Raw genomic sequence first — 21,746 nt, 5'->3', positions numbered from 1 at the left:
AAAATCAAGTCGTGCGACTTTTTTTGACAAAAAAAGCCAGTAGAAGCAAACTGCTTATACTGGCCCTCCTTTATGTATAATGTAAGTTAATTATACTGTATATTTAGAAAATTGATCGCGAATTGATTTCATTTCTTCGGCGATTGAATCAACATCCAATACCATTTCCATCATTCCGATTTGCTCATCGTAAACATCTGGATCAGCATATTCTTTGAACTCAGGCTCTGTTGCATGATATACAGCTAAACCTAGAGGTGTATTTGTTAATGCACCTGCATAAGTTGGGTCTCCGTTAGTAACTGTTTCGGCTGCTAGACCAGCAGATTCCGCTTCAGCTCCACCTAAGATCACGACAAGATTCTCTGCACCGTGTTTCTCAGCAGCTTCTTTGATACGACGTTGGTTTTCCAAATCCATGGCACCTGCAGCCGTTCAAACAAAACACTCTGTTGATGACATTAGAATCTCAACTGGTTTACCTTCTAAACAAGCTTCAATCGCTTGTCCTGGAATACCGTCACGGTCTCCAATGATCAATAATTTTTTATTATCCATTGACATAATGTTACCTCCTAAGAAATTTCGAAATAAAATTGTTCGCAACAACAATATATCACTACTATGAATGTAGTATAACCTTAGGTTACCTATTTGTCAAACCTATTTATAAACGATTGCGCTTTCATATTTTGAGCTTTATTGTTTGAGTCTGAACACTCTACTATCAAGCCTTAAACATTTATTTGAATTTCTAATAAGTGTAATAATGAAACATTTTTTAATTCCTTTTGCGTTATAATATCATCATATAGTTAGGAGGAATTATATGAAGATTTTACATATTCTAGCTCAACTACCAGGCCAAACAGGTTCTGGTGTGTATTTTCAAAATCTTATACAAGGCCTAAGAATGAAAGGTGTCTTAAATGGTGTTATTTATGCAAATCAGTCTCCTTTTCAATATAAGTTGCAAGCCGAATATTCTAATCCTGTTCAGTTCAATTCAAAAGAACTCCCCTTTTCTATCGTTGGCATGTCAGATGTTATGCCTTATCCAAGCTCCGTATACTCTCAATTGACTGACAATGAAATCAAGCTGTGGCAGCGAGCCTTCACGAAAAGATTAAATCAAGCAAAGGAAGAATTTCAACCTGATATTGTTATTTGCCACCATCTTTGGTATTTAACTGCTTTAGTGTTAGACCTTTATCCTGACATTCCAGTTGTAGGTATTAGCCATGGAACGGATATTCGTCAGGCCAGACGGCATCCACACCTCAAACAAAAATATTTAGGTGATATGAATCGTTTATCATTAATATTTTCTCTTTCACAAGAAAATCGTAAAAATTTAATCAAAGAATTTGCAATTAATCCTGAAAAAATAAAAGTAACCGGTAATGGCTTCAATTCTGAAATATTTAATTTGACAAAATCTTTAAATAGCAAAAAAAAATCGATTGAATTACTTTTTGCAGGGAAGATTACCAGATCTAAAGGTGTTTTTGAATTGGTATTAGCTTTTCAAAATGTAAGAAAAAAATTTCCTCAAACTAACTTATTTCTAATAGGTAACGGTGAGCAAACAGAAATCAATGAACTTAAGAACATAGTTGCTCAAAAGGATATTGCAGGCATCCATTTTCTTCCAGCAGTTAACCAATTAGAGCTGGCTGAATGGATGAAGAACTCGGATGTTTTTATTTTACCATCTTATTATGAAGGTTTGGCTACAATTTGTTTAGAGGCTATGGCATGTGGTCTTCGGCTTGTTGTAAGTGAGCTTGAACCCTTGAAGAACTTTATTAAGCCTGAAATCAATCAATCAGGAATTATTGAATACGTTCCACTTCCTACTATTATCGATCAAGATCAAGCCCACGAAAAGGATATCCCTTTATTCATTCATCAACTGACTCAAGCAATTAGTCTTCAAATAGAAAGAGTCTTAAACGGAGAAATAATTGATCCAAGTATTTTTGATAAAATTCATAGTTATTCATGGCAGCAACTCATTAATAAGCAGTATATATTCCTCAAAAAGCTCCTTTCTTAAATAGAAAGGTCATAAGAGATATAATAAATTATGATTAGATTGAAACACGGAAGGAATTTAATAAAAACAAAAAAGACTAAATGTCGTCGGCTATACACCATAGACATGTAGTCTCTTTTTATTTTTTGTTCAATTAATTTTTAATCTAATGTAATCTTTTTGCAAACCAATGAAAATAACCGACCTATTGAAGTTATTTTATGAGTTGATCTAAATCAGAAACAATTTGTTTAATATCTTCATTAGATAGCGTTCGAACATCAAATTGAACATGATCTTGATGGACTCTTGCAATTACTGGTTTTTCTAACGCTCGTAAATAAGACTCTATTTGAGCAGCTTTTTGTGTGGGATGATCGATTTGAACCAAAATGGTTGGTAGAGTTGTTCCCGGATATGATCCTCCACCAACTTGCGATTGGCCTTTTATAAGGTCAACTTGCCACTGAGAGTCTAATTCTTGAATAGCTAATTGCATCATTTCTGCTTTTTTGATGAGTTCTTCTTGTCTTTGGCTCACCATTTGTAATACCGGAATTTTTTCAAGCGCTAATTCTGGATTTAGGTACTGACGCATGGTTACTTCTAAAGCAGCTAGAGTCAGTTTGTCTGTTCGAAGCGCGCGTGTTAAAGGATGCACCCGCATTTTATCGAGTAGGGCTTTTTTACCTACAATAATTCCAGCTTGTGGTCCACCTAAAAGTTTATCGCCAGAGAAGGTTACCACATCATAACCAGCTTGAATCGCTTCTTGAACAGTCGGCTCATAAGGCAAACCAAAAGCTTGCATGTCCATAAATAAACCTGATCCCAGATCATTAAGAGCGAGAATATTATGCTGATGAGCTAGATCTACTAGCTCATGGTCATCAACTTTATCAGTGAAACCTACCAGCTGATAATTCGAGGTGTGAACTTTTAATAGCGCACCTGTATTTTCATTAATTGCAGTCTGATAATCTTTTAAATGCGTCTTATTCGTTGCACCCACCTCATGAAGAAGTGCCCCACCCCGCGTAATCACATCGGGTATCCTGAATGAACCGCCAATTTCAACCAATTCTCCACGAGAAATAACAACTTCTTTAGCTTCAGTTAAGGCAGATAACATTAAGAGTACAGCAGCAGCATTATTATTAACTACTAGAGCATCCTCTGCACCCGTAATTTGTATCAATACATCTTTAAGGTGGTTATATCTTGATCCACGCTTACCTTTAACTAAATCGTATTCTAAATTCGAATAGGATGGTCCCAGCTCTATAATTGCATCAATCACGGTTTGTGATAAAGGCGCTCTTCCTAAGTTGGTATGTAAAACTGTTCCAGTGGCATTAATTACCGGTTTTAAAGAAGGAGCCAATCTCTCGGATAGGGTTTCTTCTATTCGTTTAATCACATTCTCGAACTCTACAGAATCGTGATCCTTTATCGAACCGTCTAAAATACCTTGACGAATAGAATCAATTACAATTTGGCTGCTTTCTTTAATATAAGATAGGTCCAGTTCTTCTGTCCAAGATTTCATACGATCATCTTGCAGAATTTTATCAATTTTTGGCAAGGATGATAATAACTTTTTCATTACATGAAAGCCTCCTCAATCTTTTGGAGATACTTAGGATTTATCACACGAACATCCCCATCTCTTTTAGTTATGCCTCGCTTATCGAAATCTTCCAGAAGCAAAAGCGCATATTTACGACTAGTACCAAGTAAATTCCTAAAATCTGCTAAAGCAATCGTATCCTTATCCTGGAAGAAATCCTTCAGTCTTCTTAGCGCTTCATTATAATAGGAAATATGAATCTCAGTCTGTTTATCTAAGCGATAAAATTCATTTTGTTTGCGCATCAACATATATACTTCACGCATCGTTTTATCTTTTCCGACAACCTCTTCAAAAAGTGGTGGCGCAAAAGGATTTTCAGCCAATTTTTCTTCAATAGCCTTCCTTGCCTTAGCTTGAGCTGGTGAAATTGCAATCGAGTGACTCGCTAAACGAATCAAATCTCCTTCAATCACAAATTGTCCTTGAGAAACGATGGATTGAATAATGGCATTTAATTCTTTAGGTGTAATTTTATTAAAACGTGAACGAAATTCTTCTAAAGACATTCCAGCAATCATATTATTAATCCGGTGAAATTCTTTTAGCATTTCTTCCATTTCTCTTTGAATCGCTTCAAAAGAAACTTTAGCCATATAGAATTGACCAAATTTGATTAGATCCCCCGCATCAACCATTTCCTTTACATAACCTTCGATCGTACGCATTTCTTCGTTAAGATAATCCGCCATTTCTTTAATGGAAGTGAACCCTGCCGAACGATTAGCTAAGAAATCAAGTAATACATCAGACATCGTACCCGATTCAAGGACTTCAAGAGAATCGATCACATCTTGATTATAGCGTTTATGTTTTTTAGGGGTTGGGTCGAGAACCTCTCCTCCCCCAATTGTCGTAACCGGTGAATAGTTTCTTAAAATGAAACGGTCTCCCTTTTTAACAGCAATTTGTTCTTCCAAACGAATTTGCATAAAAGCTGTTTGTCCTGGTTGGACTTTTTCTATCCCTAATGGGACTAGACGACCTATAACTTCACGAGTCCCAATATGGACATGAACCCTATCCCATAGTTCCATAGCTTGATTGGCATCTTTGAGACACTGGACCTTCGTATCAAGCATATAAGAAGATTCCAAAGGAGCGGCACTTAGCACGTCACCACGACCAATTTGATCCAAATCAACCTTGGTTAAATTAAGTGCCGTTCGATTACCAGCATGAGCTATTTCTTGATCTTGCTCATGAATTTGAATGGTCCGAATGCGCGTCGGTATACCTGCTGGATAAATGGTTAAATCATCTCCGACCTTAATGGAGCCATCAATCAAAGTTCCTGTAACTACTGTTCCAAATCCTTTTACTGAAAAAGCACGATCAACATTGAGTCGAGCCGGTAATGACTCATTATTCCGCTGAATGTTTTCGACTTTTTGAACCAACAGAGCTTTTAAATCTTCAATACCAATCCCAGTCATAGCATCTGTTTCAATAATTGGTGCTTTTTCCAAAGGCGTTCCTTCAAACTGTTCCCGAATGTCTTCATAAACTAAGAGTTTTAAATCTTCATCAACATCAGCTACTTTAGTTAGCACAATAATAAAATCTTCAATACCTAATAAATTGAGAACCGAAACGTGCTCTTTGGTTTGAGGCATGATTCCTTCATTAACATCAATCACGAGCATGACTAAATCGATGCCTGCAGCCCCTGCTAACATATTCTTAATAAATTTCTCATGACCTGGAACATCTACTATTCCAACCCGCTCTCCATTGTTTAGATCGATATAAGCAAAACCTAAATTGATAGAAAGGCCACGCTGCTTCTCTTCCTTTGAAGTATCTGTTTCGATACCTGTCAAGGCTTTGATGAGCGTGGTCTTTCCATGATCAATATGGCCTGCCGTTCCTAAAACGACATTTTTCATTGACTAATTCCTTTCTATTATAACAACTATGGTCTTACAACACGGTCATAAGATCGTAACTGTTCAAGAATATAGCGCATATTGGTTTCTTCACCAACTGCAAGTTTATCTTTTAATTCATAAAAAGACACGCAAGTCCCACATGCTTTAATGGATACACCTTTATCCATCAAACTTTGTAGATCTTCTACTGTATCAGCTCCTTCAGCGGCTAAAGTTACACCGCCATTATACAATAAAATTTCTTTAGGTAATTCTTCTTCTTGAGCAAGAGCACTTATAAATGACTTAATCAATGTACGACCGAGATCATTATTCCCTGCCCCTAATTTATCACTCGCAATTACTACAATATATTCTGCCATAATCTTTTCCTCCATTCGGCTGACTATTTAACGATAATCGCTTTTTCTTGTTTTTCAATCATATAACCGATATGTGCCGCTTGAATTGATTGCTCATTATATGCAGTTAACAGTGCTTCTAATTGATCTTCTGGTACTGTTATTAGAAGTCCACCTGAAGTTTGCGGATCAAATAGTACTTCCTCCATCGCTTGATCATCAATTTGGAAATCGATCGCATCTGCATAATATTGTCGATTCCGTTTTGCACCGCCCGTTGTTAAATTCTCTTTGGCTGCTTGATAAGCCCCTTCAATTATAGGAATCTTATCCGCATAGATCTCAGCTGTCAACTTATTATCACACATTTCAATCGTATGACCTAAAATACCAAATCCTGTAATATCGGTACAACTGGTTACTTGGTAATTTAACATCGTTTCGGCCGCATATTTATTGAGGGTCGTCATCGATTCAACAGCTTCATCAAAAGCCTTCTCATCAATTAAGCCTTTATTATGTGCTGTAGTAACGATACCCACACCTAACTTTTTAGTAGCAATGATCGCATCTCCAGCTTTCGCACCATTATTAGTAACAATTTTATCAGGATGAACGACTCCTGCAACTGCTAAACCATACAAAGGCGTTGATTGACGAATTGTATGCCCCCCAGCAAGTATACCCCCAGCTTCTAATACTTTCTCAGCACCTCCACGCAAGATTTCTCCTAGGTTATCTAGAGGTTGTGTATTGTCGGGATAAGCTACGATATTGAGTGCTGTAATTACTTTGCCGCCCATGGAAAAAACATCAGACAAAGCATTAGTAGCTGATATTTGTCCAAATAAATATGGATCTTTTACCATCGAAGGAAAAAAATCAGTCGTTTGAATGACTGCTACATCTGGAGTAAGCTGATAAACCGCTGCATCATCACTCGAATCATAACCTACTAATAAATTTGAATCAAATTGCTTTGGAAGATTGCTTAAAATTTCAGACAAACTGCCTGGACCAATCTTAGCGTTTCAACCTCCACAAATTTCTAATTCTGTCTTTTTCTGTTTATCTACCATTTTTAAACCTCATTCCTTCTTCTATAATTACTATTATATCGCATGCTTTTATAAATTTCAGTAATGAAACAAGATATCTCATGCTTTTATAAATCTCAGTAATGAAACAAGATGATTTATTACTTTTGATAATAAAAACAGCACAAGCTTCCTTGTGCTGTTTTTTAATATAGTTGATTAAAAATCAACTTTTTCTGATTTAACGCGGCCTTTTTCATTTACATAATATAAATCAACACGGTCTGTAAATGGAGTTGCTCCTGCTCCTACACCGTCTTTACGTAATGAAACTTGTAAAGCCTTGTGATTGAAATCTTCTTTTTCTTTTAAGACTGACTTCATAACCTTCATAATAGAGATTGGTGTTTCAGGCTCTTTCAAAGTAACGACTGCTTTACCTTTTTTCAAAGCTGCTTCTACTAAGCCTTCAACTTGGTCAGCTGGAGCTCCAAAGATTAAATAGTATTCGCCTTCTTTTTCTAAGTCCTCTGCTTTACGTACTTGAACAGAATCATAAGATTTCTTAGCCAGTTGCATGATATTTGCCATCAATGGACGAGAACCTGTTGAACGGTGACCTGCAATAATTACAGAAGATTTTTCTGCAAAAGCTTCTTCAATTGCATTTGCTACTTTCTCGTTAAATAATCCATCTTCAACAAATTTACCTAAAATTGCGTTCATAATTAAACCTCCATATAGTTAGTTATGTGTATAGGTTCACAATATCACAAATTTTACTTTTTGCAAAGGGGTTGACTCAATCTTTTCAGAGATAAACAAAAGATGTGATTTTTTATTACACAAAGTTTATAATAGAACAGACTCTACCTAAGGAGGTATATGTATGTTTGAAAAGGAACCTAATGCTCCACTAGATGCTGATCAAATCAAAAAGTCTGTCGCTGATTTTTATCATGAAATTGCAACAGATCAACAAAAAACAAAAGTAGATACCAATCAACTGAATCAATCCATTGGATACTCTGTTGAAGAAATTGCTTCAGCACCTGAAGAATCAAATATGGGTTTAGGCTGTGGCAATCCTCAAGAAAAAGCAAAACCTCAACCAGGAGAAACGATAGTCGACTTAGGTTGTGGTAAAGGCTTTGATGCTTTTATCGCCGCTAAAGCAGTTGGGGAAAAAGGCCGTGTAATCGGTGTCGATATGACTCTTCAAATGATTCAACGAGCGAGAGCAATTGCTCAAAAACGCCATTTTGAACAGGTCGATTTCCGCCTCGGTGAAATCGAACACCTACCCGTTGCTGATAATACAGCAGATTTAGTTATTTCTAACTGTGTGATCAATCTTTCGACAGCTAAACAAGATGTATATAATGAAATTTTTCGTATTTTAAAACCCGGAGGCCGCATTGGAATTTCTGATATCACTCTCTATGAAGATCTACCTCACTCCGTTTATGAAAACCCAAAAATGTATGGAACCTGAGTGGCTGGAGCTATAACTTTGGATAAGTTAGAAAGAATCTTAAAAAATGCAGGCTTTACATCCATCGATATCGAGCGAGCGGTCGTATCCGATCAATATGCTAATAAATGGGGAATTAATGATGTTGATTTAAAACATTATTTACGCTCTTCGACTATTACTGCCTATAAACCCGTTTAAAAGATACAATAAGCATCTGATCTTAAGGGATCAGATGCTTTTCTTTTTTTAAAAAAATTTACATTAATAAAAATCACGTAAAGAGTCTGTGGCTTGCCGCGTTTTCATGAGAATTTCAATATTCTCATCATAATTTAAAGTCAGGTAACTATAGTAGATGATGCCAATAACATATAAATGATTAATAATTGATAAAGTCGCTCCGCTACGCAAGATAACTAGATCTGTTTTAGCGGTTTTTAAAGCAATATCAGCTTTTTCACAAAGTCTATTTTCAGTGTCCTCGGTTAAGGCTAAGGTTCTTAAACCACATGTTTTGGCTAACTCTAACAAATAGATAACCTCACTCGTTTCTCCTGAAGCAGAAATACCCACAAATAAAGCTTCTTTACCTTGTAATGAAATAGCTGCTACTAACTCATGATGATCTAAACTACAAATTACTTGCTTTCCTAAACGGGTAAACTTTTGTTGAATATCTTTAGCGACTATATGGGATGCTCCAATTCCATAGACAAAAATGATTTTAGCTTGGTTCAATTCTTCTACTACCTTTTGAATTAGCTCTTCGGATATCTTTGCATTATTAGTAGAAAGAAAATGATTTAAATTCATAGCTAACTTATCTTTTATTTCAGATACTGTTTCAAATTCTGAGATATCTGTTAAAGGTTGTTGACCAAGATGTCCGATTTGACCTGATAACTGAACTTTAAACTCAGTAAAACCTGAAAAATCTAAAGCTTTAACCAAACGTATTACAGCCGATGACGAGGATCCACAAATTTTACCTAAGTCTTGAGCGCTCATTGTTACAATTTCTTGAGGATGGTCGATAATATAGTTTGCGACTTTACGCTCTGAAGATGTTAAACTATCCAAATTGTCTCGCATAGTCAAAAGTATATTTTGCAAGTCTTATACCCCTTTCTAGCGAAAAAGCTAGGTCAAAGCCTAGCCTTTTCGTTCTTTAATTATAGATTATTTAACATTTCATTTACATCTAAGTTACTTGAAGAGCCATGAATTTCGGTTGGAAGTGTTGCTTCGTGAGGAACTCCAAAAAGATAAGTTAAAACAAACCCACCTGCATAAGCTGCAAGTAAACCTAAAACATATCCAAACCAACGTCCATCTGCAATTAGCGGAATTAAAGCAACCCCACTTGGTCCTATTGCTGTTGCTCCAATATTTCCGATTCCTCCAATTACCGCACCACCAATACCACCACCTAAGCAAGCTGTTATAAATGGTCGTCCTAAAGGTAGAGTAACTGCGTAAATTAAAGGTTCACCTATTCCAAGAATACCGACTGGCAATGCGCCCTTAATCATGGATGATAATTGTTTGTTTTTACGAGCTTTTAACCATAATGCTATTGCAGCCCCAACTTGTCCTGCTCCTGCCATTGCTAAAACTGGTAATAAATAGGTTGCTCCACTTGAGTTGATCATTTCGACATGGACAGGAGTTAAAACCTGATGAAGCCCAAACATTACTAATGGTAGGAAAGTTGCTCCTAAGATGAACCCTGCTAAGGCCCCTCCTACTTCTAAGACCCAATTTACACTACCCACAAGACTGGAAGAAACTACTCCAGCAAAAGGCATAATTAAGAAAATAGTAATTAATCCGGTCACGAGAAGTGCCAAAGTTGGTGTGAAAATAATATCTAAAGAATTTGGTATGACTTTACGTAATTGCTTCTCCATGATACTTAAGAGATAAACAGCAAGAATTACACCAATCATACCACCTTGACCAGGAGATAAAGGTTGACCTGAAAAAATATTCATCAAGGGCGCTTCTGCACTCATTCCTGTTAAGTAAATTACTCCAGCTACAACGCCTCCTAGACCTTCTGTTGCGCCGAAAACCTTAGCTGCATTAATACCCACATATATATTTAGATAAGCAAAGAGTCCATTTTTAAGAATATTGAGAACTGTAAGAATTTGTCCCCAATTCGCTTCACTTATATGCCCACTAGTAATAAGGTTACCAATAATAGAAGCAATCCCCCCAATAATACCCGCACCAACAAAAGCAGGAATGAGAGGGACAAAGATACTCGCGATAATACGTGTAAAGCGTTTAAATTGATTGTCACTTTGCTTTTGTTTTAAAGCAGCTTTATTATTAGCTGCTCTTTGCCTAACAGTTGTTTGGTTATTAGTTAATTCTGGATCTAGATTTTCATCAATATGTTCAGTATGTTGAATACCTGCCATATCATTTAACTCTGTCGCTACTTTGGTAGAAGCGCCGGGTCCTACAATGACTTGAAGATTGTTGCCATCTTCGACGACTCCCATTACACCTTCAATTTGCTTTAATGCTTCGACCTCTACTTCGCTAGGATCTAGTAAATCAATTCTAACTCGAGTCATACAATTGTAAATTTTGCTGGTATTTTCCAATCCTCCAATTTTCGAGGCGATTTGTTTAGCCATATCTTGTTCTTTAGACATTATTTTTCCTCCTTAATTATAGCTTGTCGCACAAATCCATCATTATTCTTTAATAAATCCTTAGCTTTTTCTTTATCACTTTCAGTTAAAATCATAACAATGGCTGTTTTAACATCATAGTCAGCCAAGTTAAAGAATTTTTCAGCAGTTTCATAATCAACATCTGTTGCTTGCATGATAATTCTTTTAGCTCTTTCTATTAGTTTTTGATTAGTCGGTTGCACATCAACCATTAAATTTTGATAGACTTTACCAATTCCAACCATAGCCGCAGTAGAAATCATATTCAATACTAATTTTTGTGCAGTTCCCGCTTTTAAGCGAGTCGATCCTGTTAAAATTTCTGGACCAACCACTATTTCAATCGCCGTTTGACTATAGTTGGATATCTCCGCTTCTTTATTACAAGCTAATGTTGCACGGTACGCCCCTACTTGACGAGCATACTCTAACCCACCAATCACATAGGGGGTTCGCCCGCTAGCTGCAATTCCTACAACTGTATCCTTTTCATTCAAATTAATGGACTTTAATTCTTCCTTTGCTAAGTCTTTAGAATCTTCCGCCCCTTCAACAGCCTTTAACATGGCTTTATCTCCGCCAGCAATTAATCCAACAACCATTTCAGGTGAAACCCCAAATGTAGGAACACATTCAGCTGCATCCAAAACACCGAGTCGACCACTAGTTCCTGCTCCAAAATAGATTAAACGACCTCCGCGATTAAAAGATTCAACAACTGCATGAATAACTTCAGCAATTTTCGGCAATTGATTTTCTATAGCTAACGAAATTTTTCTATCTTCTTGGTTCATTTTTTGAATAATCTCAAGTGTCTCCATTTGATCTAAATTAAGAGTGTTTTTGTTACGTGTTTCAGTTGATAAACGGTCTAAATCCAAACTATCTACCTCCTTCCCATTCAATTTCAAACCCTTGTCCAGGACCTATTAGATCCAGTAACGCCAAATCTTGTTCCACAATTTGACCAATTACATTTACTCGCTTATCAGCTGGTAAAGTCTTGACGATAATCTGTAATTCTCCCTGATAACGTTGATACATATAGTTGTCTAAAGTAATTGCCCCCTTTTTACGTTCTTTAATTGCTTGGGCTTCCACCGTTACATCTTTTAAATCTAAACGAGACTCTTGACTACGAATAGCAAATGAACCTGGATCCATACGATTTGTATGTTTTTTTCCAATAAGCGGTAGGTCTACAGCTGTTTTATAAGCTCTTAAAGGAACGACTTTATCCATTAAATATTTATCAAACTGATGTTTTGAATCCGGCGAAATACCTGGATCTGCAAGATAAATTTTATCTATATGGTAGGTCTGCTGTAAATCGAGAAAGGCTTGAAAAGGATTGCTCCTACGATGCATCTCTAAAGTCGGCAAAGACTCAAATATTGGACCTCTCATTTGCTTATCTCCTGGTATAAAGGCCATAATTCTAAGTCCCATACTTCGCAAAAATTTATTTTTAAGATCAAAAAACTGCTGACTTAGACCAGTCTCAGGTCTGGGATAATAATTGTGACATGCCTCAAGTCTTTGGAAATTAGCCCCCCTATTTTTTAATTCTATAATATCTTCATAATCAATTGTTGAAGCATTCAAAGCTATATCTATGTGGTGAGTTAACTTGGCAATAATTTGATTATTAATTCCAAAATCGGGTCTTAAGCAGGTTACGCCCAAACCAACTAATTGATCGACGCGATCCATGCTAAAGCCAATTTTTTCAAGTGATCGAGCAGAAATATCAACAGTAAGCTGTAATTGCAATTCTCTACATAACTTCCCGATGTCTCCCAATAGTCGAGCATAATTTTCCACATCTTCTTCAGGAATATGCAATGAAGTAAAGACACCTTTTGCACCAATAGAACGCATCTCTTTGATATATTTCAAATTTGACTGATGCTGATCAATATTTAAAAATACAGAAATACCAAACAAATTATCCCTCCCTAATGTAACCGCTATCTTAATTGTATTATATCAACTTTAAAATAATATTTCAATACACTCGTTAAATAAAGAAGACATCTGAAAAAATATTTCATAATTACCATAATAGATACACTGTTAGTGATTATTAATTTCTATTAAATACAAAAAAATCCCTCCCAGAAATTATCTAGAAAGGATTTTAAAAATTTTTATATAGTTTTAGTGATTACTAACGATAAGCCCCTTGTTTCCAAAGGCATACTTGTTTCTCTTGTAACGACTTAGTAACATCAATAATTCTTTGATTACTGCTTCCTCTAAATTGCAGACTCAAATTTTTACGATCAATATCAAAGCGGCCATCAACCAGAACATCAATCAATGACAAGAGTTCATTTTTATCCTGGGAATCTTTTAATAGTTCCTCGAAATAATATCCTGACCAAGACCATATATCCTTAGTGTTACCATAGATCATACGAACTTTCTTGACCAGGGGAATCAAGATTGGAGTACTTAGAAAAGGTTCTCCTCCTAAAAGCGTTAATCCTTGAACATAATCATGAGATAGGTCTTCGATAATTTGATCTTCTAGCTCTTTAGTATAAGGTACGCCATAATTAAAATTTTGTATCCGTCGATTAAAGCAACCCTTACAATTAAAAGGACAACCGCTAACATAGATACTGTTACGAACTCCTTCACCATCAACAAAATTAAAAGGTTTATAATCAGCAATTTTACCTAAACAGTAATCTTCTGCGAGCCATTCTTTTGGTTTTGGATTTTTATATTTCTCATTCACTCATCGCACATTCTCTCAGTTAAATGCTTCTTGCGCGAGCGAATTTCTTTATGACGCCCTTTTACCATGGGTCGAATATTAGGATTGCCCAAATAACCACAGGTTCTTTTAACAACATCACAAGTTTCTGGATTGCGATTATTACATTGTGGGCAAGAAAAACCTCTTTCAGTAGGGTTGAATTCACCTTGAAAACCACATTCATAACAGCGATCGATCGGTGTATTGGTTCCCAAATAGCCAATTTTGTCATAGGCATAATCCCAAACGGTTTCTAACGCCTTAGGGTTTTGTCTTAAATTAGGATACTCACAATAATGGATAAACCCGCCCGAAGTAAAAGGGGCATAATCTTTTTCAAAATCAATTTTTTCAAAGGGATTGGGACTTTTACGAACATCGTAGTGGAAGGAATTGGTGTAATAATCTTTATCCGTAATATCTTCAACCGAACCAAATTTTGCTTGATCTAAACGACAAAAACGATCGGTTAAAGACTCACTAGGAGTAGAATAAACACTAAAATGATAACCATATTGGTCCGCTAATTGATCGGCTTTCTTTTTAAGTGTTTGAATAACTTCTAATGAGAAAGCTTTGGCTAATTGATTTTGTTCCCAATTCGAACCATAAAAGTAGGCGGTAATTTCATAAAGCCCGATATAGCCGAGCGACAAAGTAGCACGTTTGTTTTTAAATAGTTGATCGACCTCGTCTTCAGCCCCTAAATAGTGGCCAAATGCACCTTCACGGTACAAGATTGGAGCATTTTCTGTTTTAGCTTCTTTAACCCGCTTGGCTCGATAAATCAGTGCTTGTCCGACAATTTCTAACCGGTCTTTTAACAGGTCCCAAAAATTTTCAAAGGAATGATCAGATTCGATGGCTATCCGTGGAAGATTCAAAGTAACTACTCCTAAATTCATACGTCCACTGTTAACCTCTTTGCCCGACTCATCTTGCCAACCTTGTAAAAAGGATCGGCAGCCCATTGGCACCTTGAAGCTACCCGTTAATTCTTTAATCTTGTCGTACATTAGTACATCCGGGTACATCCGATTACAGGCACATTTAAGCGCTAATTGTTTAATATCGTAGTTTGGATCTTCTAACATAAGATTAGTTCCCTTACGTAAAGTGAATACTAATTTAGGAAAAATAGCAGTCCGATGTTCTTTACCTAAGCCCTTTAATCGAATTTTTAAAATAGCTTTTTGAATTTCTCGTGCATACCAACTTGTGCCTAATCCAAAACCTAAAGTGGTAAATGGGGTCTGACCATTTGAAGAATAAAGAGTATTGATTTCATATTCTAAGCTTTGCATGGCATCATAAATATCCTTTTGCGTTTTATTTTTAGCAAAAGCTTCTGCTTGGTCTTGATCGTCTGTCAATTCTTTTGCCAAGGCAATATTCTTTTGAAAGTTTAGATCAGCATAGGGAGCTAGCACTTCATCAATTCGATCAATTGAGCATCCACCATATTGACAAGAGGATACATTGGCAATAATCTGAGCAATTTGAGCTGTCGCGGTATTAATCGAACGCGGACTTTCCACTTCTGCATTACCAATATGAAACCCGTGTTTCAACATGGTCTCAATATCGATTAAACAGCAGTTAGTCATAGGACTATAAGGGGAATAATCTAAGTCATGGAAGTGTAAACTGCCTTTCAAATGACCATTAGCTACTTGCTTAGGTAACATATTCAAACCAATAGCCTTAGCCGTAACGCCGCAAGTCAGATCTCTTAATGTATTAAAAACTCGACTATCTTTATTGGCATTTTCGTTGACCAAACGCGGATCTCGTTTAATAAGTTGATTCATTCGGTCTTGTAGTTGCATTTGTGAACGATAGTTTTCAAGTTTAGCCTCTGCATAAGCGAGATATTCATCAGCTACCGTCTCTCGACCCATTTTTATTAATTCTTCAACAATTACTTGTTTAATTTCAGAACTGTCGATCAGGTCTACTAACTGTTCTGATATCACTTGACATATAGCTTCAATTACATGCTCATCTTGTGAATTTAAAGCTTTTTTGAGGGACCATTTTAATTTACCCCAAATAAATTTTTCAACACTTCCATCCCTTTTTTTAACCTTTATAGTGATCAAAGTAGATTTCCTTTTTTTAAATGCCACTGTTCGATCCATTTTCTGGTTGTCACTCCTTTACAAATACTGGTAATCTTCATCCTCCATTGCTTCGACACGTCCCATTAAATATCCAGATCCCACTTGTGAGAAAAAGTCATGGTTGGTTGTTTCAGTTGATAATCCGTTGTAAACGATTGGATTAATATCTTGAGCTGTTGCACCCTCAAAGATCGATTCGAAACCAAGGTTTTGTAGGGCTTTATTCGCATTATATTTAACAAAACAATCCACTTCTTCTACCCAGCCAATCGCACCATAAACTTCTTGGGTATATTGAGATTCATTCATATAGAGATCAAAAACAAGATTATACGCCCATTCTTTAACTTCTGCTTGCTCTTGGTCCGTTAATGCTTGGTAGCCTAGTTGAAACTTATAGCCTAAATAAGTCCCATGAACCGATTCATCTCGAATGATCAATTTGATGATTTCAGCCACATTGGCTAATTTATTATTACCTAAATAAAATAAAGGGGTGTAAAAACCGCTGTAAAAGAGAAAGGATTCTAAGAAAACACTGGCTATTTTTTTCTTTAAGCCATTAATGATCTGTTCAGTCGTTTCTTTTCCTGAAGGTAATAGATAGATGTCTTCAATGACCTTTGCTTTATACTGCAAAGAAGGATGATTATTGCCCCATTCAAAGATTTCATCAATTTCAGCTGAATCATTTAAAGAAATAAAGATGGTTGAATAGGATTTTGCATGGACTGATTCCATAAACAAAATATTATTCAAGACAGCCTCTTCATGAGGAGAACGGACATCTGCCCGCATAACATTAGCTCCCTCCTCAGATTGGAGCGTATCTAGTAAAGTCAAGCCGACAAAGGCTTTATTCACTACATCTTTTTCAATTTCACTCAGCGAGCGCCAATCCTTTAAGTCGTTGGAGACTGGAATACGGGTATCTAACCAGAACTGAGAAGTTAATTTTTCCCAAGTCATTTTGTCGACGATATCTTCTATCCGATTCCAATCAATTGCTTGGTAATGTAAAAAATTTGTCATAATTTCCTCCTAAATCATACATGATTCACATTGATTAGCTCCGATTACATCGCCGTCTAGGCTATGAGTTCTTACATAATAGAGCGATTTGATACCTTTCGAGAAAGCATAATGGCGGAGGATATTCAAATCACGCGTGGTCATTTGATTAATTCCTGGCTGCTTCCATTCATAAATCCCTTCAGGAAGTTCAGACAGCATAAAGAGCGTTAATGACATTCCTTGATCAATATGTTTTTGAGCAGCAGCATAGACATCAATAATGCGTCTTTGGTCCATTTCATAAGCGGTTTGATAATAAGGCAAAGTTTCATTTGATAAGCCCGGAGCAGGATAATAGATTGCTCCATTTTTTTGTTCTTGCCTCAACTCCATCCGGTGAGTAATGGGGTGTAAAGAGGCAGAAGTTTCATTTAAGTATGAAATAGACCCATTAGGTGCTACTGCTAAACGATTCCTGTGGTAAAGACCGTGTTTTTTAACTCTTTCTGCCAATGTTTGCCAATCTGCTCTTGTAGGTAATTGGATATTTTTGAATAATTCTGCAGCGGCTGGTTCTTGGAAAGTGAAATCTTCTTCAAGATAAGGTAGAAAATAAGACCCATCAGCATACTTCGATTTTTCAAAGTTATGGAAGGCTTCTCCCTTCTCTTGCGCAATTTTATTAGATGCCAGTAAACTATAATAGTTCAAACCAATAAAGTAGGCTTCAATAATCTCGATAGAAGCTTTTGATCCATATACGATTTTGTTTTTTGCTAAAAGGGTGTGAAAACCCATTGCTCCTAGACCAATCGTATGGTAAAGATCATTACCATTTTGAACGGTTGGTACTTCTTTCATTTTTGTCTTGTCCGAAACAGTTGTCAAAGCACGTACAGCTACTTCTACCGACTTGCCGAAATCAGGACTTTTAAGCATTTTTTCCATATTGGTAGAAGCTAAGTTACAAGAGATATCGCTACCTAGCTTTTGGTAAGATAAATCATCATTTAAGATCGATGGCTCTTGAACTTGAAAAATTTCTGAACAGAGATTGGACATGATAACTTTTCCCTCTACTGGATTGGCCCGATTTACCGTGTCAATATTAATAATATAAGGATAACCTGACTCCTGTTGCAATTTGGATATTTCTGTTTCTAATTCACGGGCTTGAATTTTCTTTTTACGAATATTGGGATTGTCCACTAAGTCTTGATAATTCTCACTAAGATCAAAATAAGAGAATGGTACGCCGTATTCTTTTTCTATGTCATAAGGACTGAAAAGATACATCGCCTCATTATGTTTTACTAAGTCGTAAAACTTGTCTGGAACAACCACTCCGAGCGAAAGTGTTTTAACACGAATCTTCTCGTCTGCGTTCTCCTTCTTACAGGATAGAAAAGCAAGGATATCTGGATGAAAAACATTCAAGTAAACAACGCCAGCTCCATTTCTTTGTCCGAGTTGATTAGAATAAGAGAAAGAATCTTCTAATAACTTCATTACTGGAACAACACCTGAAGATGCATTTTCGATAGACTTAATCGGATCACCTGCAGCTCGAATATTGGAAAGGTTAACGCCTACTCCTCCCCCTTTTCTGGAAAGTTGTAGCGCTGAATTAATCGCTCTTCCAATTGATAACATGGAGTCATCGACATCTAATAAGAAACATGACACCATTTCACCCCGACGTTTCTTACCAGCATTTAAGAAAGTAGGTGTTGCGGGCTGATAACGCTGGGAAATTAATTCTTCAGCAATATCCAATGCCAGTTGGCGATCACCATCTGCTAAATATAGAGCATTCATTGCCACACGGTCGACGAAACTTTCTAAATACTTGCGCCCATCATTCGTTTTTAAAGCGTATTGATTATAAAATTTATAAGCTCCCATAAAAGACTTAAATTTAAAGTTTTTGTTTTCTAAAAATTGATACATTCGTTTGATAAAAGCATATCGATCTTGGTCGCTTTCAGCAGGCTCTAAATATTTGTTAATGAGTTCTTCTTCTAAATAATCATTTTTCAATAAATAGTCAATTTTTTCTTCCAAAGAAGCAAATGAAAGACTATTGGCTTCAATTTCTTCTTGATAATACGCCTCAAGTGCTTTTTGATCTTTATACAGAGGGATCACTCCCTCTTCAGGAATGTTTAATTGATTATTCCAATGGAAATAACTTTTTTTCTTTAGTGTTTGCTCCTCACCCATTACGCATTACCTCCTTAATATATGAGACATCTGTCTCATTGCCTTGAAATTCTATCTGGTGAATTAAAGGAATTCGATAGTCACGACTAATATCCTTAGCCGTAAAACAAAATAATTGGGCAAAATTCAAATTTCCAGCGCCTACTATACCGCGGCACTTTTCCAAATTACCTTCAACGGCTAAAAAGTCATCGACCAACTCGCGGACTATTTCTTGGTAGGTAGGAACAATCAATAAGAAAGGTTGTTTCATTGTAACATCACAATTTCGGTCATCTATTTCTAATTGTTGATCCGCAGAAAGTTTTTCCACGAAACGCCGAGTTTGTCCAGTTAAACTAATAAAAACGATAGCTAGCATTGACTTAATAATCTTTCGATTAAATCGGGTTTAAAGCCGACAATCGGTTCAGAATGTCCAATCAAAACAACAGGTAAACTCTGACAATTGAGCTCTTTCACTTCCTCTAAATTATTTTGATCTTCCACACTTTTCTCTTGATAGCTAACACCTTTACTATCCAAGTATCTTTTTAAAAAGACACACTGCCCACAACCTGATTTGCTGTATAAAGTAATTTTTTCCATAGTATTGTTCTCCTCCTTGACAAAAAAAGACTTTCCTTCTCAGGAAAGTCGATGGTCAAATCAAAAGGAGGCAAAGCCTAGGTGGAGACCTAGATCTGCTACTAAAGAATATTTCCAAAGATCACTAAACCCTGAGAAGTGATAAGTGTGATAAATAATCTGGCGATCTGACTTATGAGATAACTCAAATACAGTAGCATAGGGACTGTGCAGGATTCTAACCTGCTTCTCCAAAATTATTTATATTTTGTCTATATCTTGTGTTCTAAAATTAGATTACCACAAGATGTTGGGTTAAACAAGTTAAATCGTCCAAAATAAAAAAACATTTATATTCCGAATACAAACATGAATTAGCGACTTTTACTTAGTACATTCGAGAAGATCGCTTAGGACGATTCCCAATAAAAAATCCTACGTGTAAAAATAATAGCCTAGTCGTTCACACATTTGTGTGATTAACTAGGCTAGTTTAATTTCCTGGCGGGAACGTGTGAGAATCGAACTCACCCAAGACGCTCTTAACGCCTCATACTGGTTTTGAAGACCAGAGGGCACACCAGAACCCATCCGCTCCCATGCAAGATCTTTGAACAAGACTCTTACAATATTACCAATCTTTAAATAAAAATGCAAGTGATTTTATCTATTTTAAAAAGGGGGGAAAGGTTCTCCCCCCCTCTTAATTCAAGCCTTAAGAAAGACTTTTACCATTGCACTTTAAAAAGAAACGGTTTGAAACAGACAGACTAGCTTCCGTTAAATTTCTCAGAAGTAGAATTATTTTTCTTCCTCACTTGTTTGCTTTGATCCTGTTTTTTTATCTTCCTTTTTATTTAAAGATTCTACTTTATCCCCCTCTTTGTGAAAGGAATAAGTGATAATTACAGGTGTTCCTTCTTCAGGAAGAATTTTAGGGTTGCCAAAAAATTCTACTTCTCCTCTTTTTTCAACTGCACCATAAGTATATGTTGAATTCGAGATTAAACCTACAGGACAAGAATCTAAACAAGTGATACACCCAGTATGTTTTTCATGAGCACGGCCTTTATTTCCTCCAAAGTGAAATTCGAACTCCTTTCCATTTGAGTCTACAATTGTTTCGCCAAGATCGTATTCTTTGTCAGCCCCTTCCCAAAACACCTTAATATCCATCAAGTCACCTTCAACATGTGTTTCTTCAGCATTCTCAACGGTCATATTGTTTCCTGGCCTTGCACCAATCTCCAATAAAGCTTCATAAAAGTCATTTTGATTCGCTTTTGTGCCATATACAGATTTACCACCAAAGTTGCCGTCATCAAATACCACCGCATGACGTGTGGAAGTCTCTAAATATTTTCCATTTACATAAGCATAGATCGAGATGGTTCCAGCTTCTTTGTCAACAACCATAGGATTCTCTTCAGTTGGTAATTCGACTGCTTTTTCAGTTTCGGCGAACGTTGGGACTGTCAAAGAGAAAATCACTAAAACGGATAAAACTACTGTTGTGATTTTTGTGACTATTTTTTTCATTATATTTATCCTTTCATATTCAACTAAAATTTATTTAACTTTCTTTCTCTATACCATAGATAGATCATAACTACTGTCATCATCAACATGATAGATAGTGTGATGATTTTGATTTGACCAAATTTCATATCCAAGAAAAACATGTCGCGAACATTATAGAAGAAAATATTTGGCGACTTAGCGATCATTAAAACGACTACACTAATCAGACCAATGAAATAAGTGATCGGTTTGATCTTGAATAACATACTTAGCACAATAAATAGAGCAAAAACAAGCCAACACAGTACCCAGGTATGGACTCGCATTTCAAGCCAAACCCAGTAAGACATTAAACCACCGGCTAAGATTGCAAATATAAACCCGGAGCAAATTGCTGATAATAAATTATCCCACTTAAACATCTAT

Annotated in this window: 21 protein-coding genes, 1 tRNA gene and 1 riboswitch; of the genes, 3 read left to right on the top strand and 19 right to left on the bottom strand. The window is 36.3% G+C overall.

Features of this window, described 5'->3' with window-relative positions; translation table 11 throughout:
- Positions 1–90 precede the first annotated feature (90 nt).
- A complete protein-coding gene (gene grdA / locus HF969_RS02900) occupies positions 91–564 on the bottom strand; it encodes a glycine/sarcosine/betaine reductase complex selenoprotein A (RefSeq protein ID WP_090289271.1) in 474 nt (157 codons plus the stop codon).
- Positions 565–829: 265 nt separating this feature from the next.
- Here grdA and HF969_RS02895 point away from each other — a divergent pair, with 265 nt between their 5' ends.
- Positions 830–2,059: a glycosyltransferase family 4 protein gene (locus HF969_RS02895; protein WP_090289270.1), complete on the top strand. Its 1,230-nt coding sequence runs from the start codon at positions 830–832 to the stop codon at positions 2,057–2,059.
- A 193-nt stretch (positions 2,060–2,252) separates the two neighbouring features.
- On the opposite strand, the gene selA is transcribed toward HF969_RS02895, so the two are convergent.
- From selA to HF969_RS02870, 5 genes are all read right to left on the bottom strand, one after another.
- Positions 2,253–3,644: an L-seryl-tRNA(Sec) selenium transferase gene (selA, locus tag HF969_RS02890; protein WP_090289269.1), complete on the bottom strand. Its 1,392-nt coding sequence runs from the start codon at positions 3,642–3,644 to the stop codon at positions 2,253–2,255.
- Entirely contained in the window at positions 3,644–5,557 is a 1,914-nt protein-coding gene (gene selB / locus HF969_RS02885; RefSeq protein ID WP_090289268.1) for a selenocysteine-specific translation elongation factor, read from the bottom strand. Before selB ends, selA begins: the two co-directional genes overlap by 1 nt.
- Before the next feature lie 26 nt (positions 5,558–5,583).
- The gene (gene yedF / locus HF969_RS02880) at positions 5,584–5,922 is read right to left on the bottom strand and encodes a sulfurtransferase-like selenium metabolism protein YedF (protein ID WP_090289267.1); all 339 of its coding nucleotides are present in this window, start codon (positions 5,920–5,922) and stop codon (positions 5,584–5,586) included.
- A 23-nt stretch (positions 5,923–5,945) separates the two neighbouring features.
- Positions 5,946–6,923, bottom strand: a complete 978-nt coding sequence (gene selD, locus HF969_RS02875) for a selenide, water dikinase SelD (protein WP_281241370.1) — start codon at positions 6,921–6,923, stop codon at positions 5,946–5,948.
- A gap of 234 nt (positions 6,924–7,157) precedes the next feature.
- On the bottom strand, positions 7,158–7,664 hold the full coding sequence (locus HF969_RS02870) for a hypothetical protein (protein WP_090289265.1): 507 nt from the start codon (positions 7,662–7,664) through the stop codon (positions 7,158–7,160).
- A 163-nt stretch (positions 7,665–7,827) separates the two neighbouring features.
- Between HF969_RS02870 and HF969_RS02865 the strand changes: the two genes are divergently transcribed.
- A complete protein-coding gene (locus tag HF969_RS02865; RefSeq protein WP_090289264.1) occupies positions 7,828–8,433 on the top strand; it encodes a methyltransferase domain-containing protein in 606 nt (201 codons plus the stop codon).
- Positions 8,434–8,451: 18 nt separating this feature from the next.
- Entirely contained in the window at positions 8,452–8,613 is a 162-nt protein-coding gene (locus HF969_RS02860) for a hypothetical protein (RefSeq protein ID WP_168427147.1), read from the top strand.
- Between the two features lie 63 nt (positions 8,614–8,676).
- Here the strand turns inward: HF969_RS02860 and HF969_RS02855 are convergent, their stop codons facing one another.
- The 13 genes from HF969_RS02855 to HF969_RS02795 form a co-directional block, all read right to left on the bottom strand.
- Complete coding sequence (locus HF969_RS02855; RefSeq protein ID WP_090289262.1) at positions 8,677–9,528, bottom strand: MurR/RpiR family transcriptional regulator; 852 nt, start codon at positions 9,526–9,528, stop codon at positions 8,677–8,679.
- Between the two features lie 59 nt (positions 9,529–9,587).
- Complete coding sequence (locus HF969_RS02850; protein WP_090289261.1) at positions 9,588–11,084, bottom strand: PTS transporter subunit EIIC; 1,497 nt, start codon at positions 11,082–11,084, stop codon at positions 9,588–9,590.
- Positions 11,084–11,986: an N-acetylmuramic acid 6-phosphate etherase gene (murQ, locus tag HF969_RS02845; RefSeq protein WP_090289260.1), complete on the bottom strand. Its 903-nt coding sequence runs from the start codon at positions 11,984–11,986 to the stop codon at positions 11,084–11,086. Before murQ ends, HF969_RS02850 begins: the two co-directional genes overlap by 1 nt.
- 1 nt (position 11,987) lies before the next feature.
- The gene (locus tag HF969_RS02840; RefSeq protein ID WP_168427146.1) at positions 11,988–13,052 is read right to left on the bottom strand and encodes a DUF871 domain-containing protein; all 1,065 of its coding nucleotides are present in this window, start codon (positions 13,050–13,052) and stop codon (positions 11,988–11,990) included.
- A gap of 223 nt (positions 13,053–13,275) precedes the next feature.
- Complete coding sequence (gene nrdG, locus HF969_RS02835) at positions 13,276–13,851, bottom strand: anaerobic ribonucleoside-triphosphate reductase activating protein (RefSeq protein ID WP_090289258.1); 576 nt, start codon at positions 13,849–13,851, stop codon at positions 13,276–13,278.
- Complete coding sequence (nrdD, locus tag HF969_RS02830) at positions 13,848–16,013, bottom strand: anaerobic ribonucleoside-triphosphate reductase (RefSeq protein ID WP_090289257.1); 2,166 nt, start codon at positions 16,011–16,013, stop codon at positions 13,848–13,850. Before nrdD ends, nrdG begins: the two co-directional genes overlap by 4 nt.
- A gap of 18 nt (positions 16,014–16,031) precedes the next feature.
- Positions 16,032–17,027: a class 1b ribonucleoside-diphosphate reductase subunit beta gene (nrdF, locus tag HF969_RS02825; RefSeq protein ID WP_090289256.1), complete on the bottom strand. Its 996-nt coding sequence runs from the start codon at positions 17,025–17,027 to the stop codon at positions 16,032–16,034.
- 9 nt (positions 17,028–17,036) lie between these two features.
- Positions 17,037–19,232 (bottom strand): class 1b ribonucleoside-diphosphate reductase subunit alpha, encoded by a 2,196-nt coding sequence (gene nrdE / locus HF969_RS02820; protein WP_090289255.1) that lies wholly within the window; start codon positions 19,230–19,232, stop codon positions 17,037–17,039.
- The gene (gene nrdI, locus HF969_RS02815) at positions 19,225–19,593 is read right to left on the bottom strand and encodes a class Ib ribonucleoside-diphosphate reductase assembly flavoprotein NrdI (RefSeq protein WP_090289254.1); all 369 of its coding nucleotides are present in this window, start codon (positions 19,591–19,593) and stop codon (positions 19,225–19,227) included. The genes nrdE and nrdI overlap by 8 nt, the downstream gene beginning before the upstream one ends.
- Complete coding sequence (locus HF969_RS02810; RefSeq protein WP_090289253.1) at positions 19,587–19,820, bottom strand: glutaredoxin family protein; 234 nt, start codon at positions 19,818–19,820, stop codon at positions 19,587–19,589. The genes nrdI and HF969_RS02810 overlap by 7 nt, the downstream gene beginning before the upstream one ends.
- Positions 19,821–19,936: 116 nt before the next feature.
- Positions 19,937–20,077, bottom strand: a riboswitch (adenosylcobalamin (AdoCbl) riboswitch).
- Between the two features lie 224 nt (positions 20,078–20,301).
- Positions 20,302–20,398: transfer RNA gene (locus tag HF969_RS02805), tRNA-Sec, on the bottom strand.
- A gap of 202 nt (positions 20,399–20,600) precedes the next feature.
- On the bottom strand, positions 20,601–21,338 hold the full coding sequence (locus HF969_RS02800; RefSeq protein ID WP_245694800.1) for a YdjY domain-containing protein: 738 nt from the start codon (positions 21,336–21,338) through the stop codon (positions 20,601–20,603).
- 23 nt (positions 21,339–21,361) lie between these two features.
- The gene (locus tag HF969_RS02795; protein ID WP_090289252.1) at positions 21,362–21,742 is read right to left on the bottom strand and encodes a hypothetical protein; all 381 of its coding nucleotides are present in this window, start codon (positions 21,740–21,742) and stop codon (positions 21,362–21,364) included.
- Between the last annotated feature and the right edge of the window lie 4 nt (positions 21,743–21,746).

This window comes from Facklamia miroungae (genome assembly GCF_012396555.1).
Lineage (GTDB): Bacteria > Bacillota > Bacilli > Lactobacillales > Aerococcaceae > Facklamia > Facklamia miroungae.
This window is presented reverse-complemented; position numbering and strand designations above follow the sequence as displayed.

Excerpts from the sequence above, each read along its gene's own strand:
- HF969_RS02895 (WP_090289270.1), top strand. The coding sequence starts at position 830 with ATGAAGATTTTACATATTCTAGCTCAACTACCAGGCCAAACAGGTTCT.
- selA (WP_090289269.1), bottom strand. The coding sequence starts at position 3,644 with ATGAAAAAGTTATTATCATCCTTGCCAAAAATTGATAAAATTCTGCAA.
- selB (WP_090289268.1), bottom strand. The coding sequence starts at position 5,557 with ATGAAAAATGTCGTTTTAGGAACGGCAGGCCATATTGATCATGGAAAG.
- yedF (WP_090289267.1), bottom strand. The coding sequence starts at position 5,922 with ATGGCAGAATATATTGTAGTAATTGCGAGTGATAAATTAGGGGCAGGG.
- HF969_RS02870 (WP_090289265.1), bottom strand. The coding sequence starts at position 7,664 with ATGAACGCAATTTTAGGTAAATTTGTTGAAGATGGATTATTTAACGAG.
- HF969_RS02865 (WP_090289264.1), top strand. The coding sequence starts at position 7,828 with ATGTTTGAAAAGGAACCTAATGCTCCACTAGATGCTGATCAAATCAAA.
- HF969_RS02850 (WP_090289261.1), bottom strand. The coding sequence starts at position 11,084 with ATGTCTAAAGAACAAGATATGGCTAAACAAATCGCCTCGAAAATTGGA.
- nrdD (WP_090289257.1), bottom strand. The coding sequence starts at position 16,013 with ATGGATCGAACAGTGGCATTTAAAAAAAGGAAATCTACTTTGATCACT.
- nrdF (WP_090289256.1), bottom strand. The coding sequence starts at position 17,027 with ATGACAAATTTTTTACATTACCAAGCAATTGATTGGAATCGGATAGAA.
- nrdE (WP_090289255.1), bottom strand. The coding sequence starts at position 19,232 with ATGGGTGAGGAGCAAACACTAAAGAAAAAAAGTTATTTCCATTGGAAT.
- nrdI (WP_090289254.1), bottom strand. The coding sequence starts at position 19,593 with ATGCTAGCTATCGTTTTTATTAGTTTAACTGGACAAACTCGGCGTTTC.
- HF969_RS02810 (WP_090289253.1), bottom strand. The coding sequence starts at position 19,820 with ATGGAAAAAATTACTTTATACAGCAAATCAGGTTGTGGGCAGTGTGTC.
- HF969_RS02800 (WP_245694800.1), bottom strand. The coding sequence starts at position 21,338 with ATGAAAAAAATAGTCACAAAAATCACAACAGTAGTTTTATCCGTTTTA.
- HF969_RS02795 (WP_090289252.1), bottom strand. The coding sequence starts at position 21,742 with ATGTTTAAGTGGGATAATTTATTATCAGCAATTTGCTCCGGGTTTATA.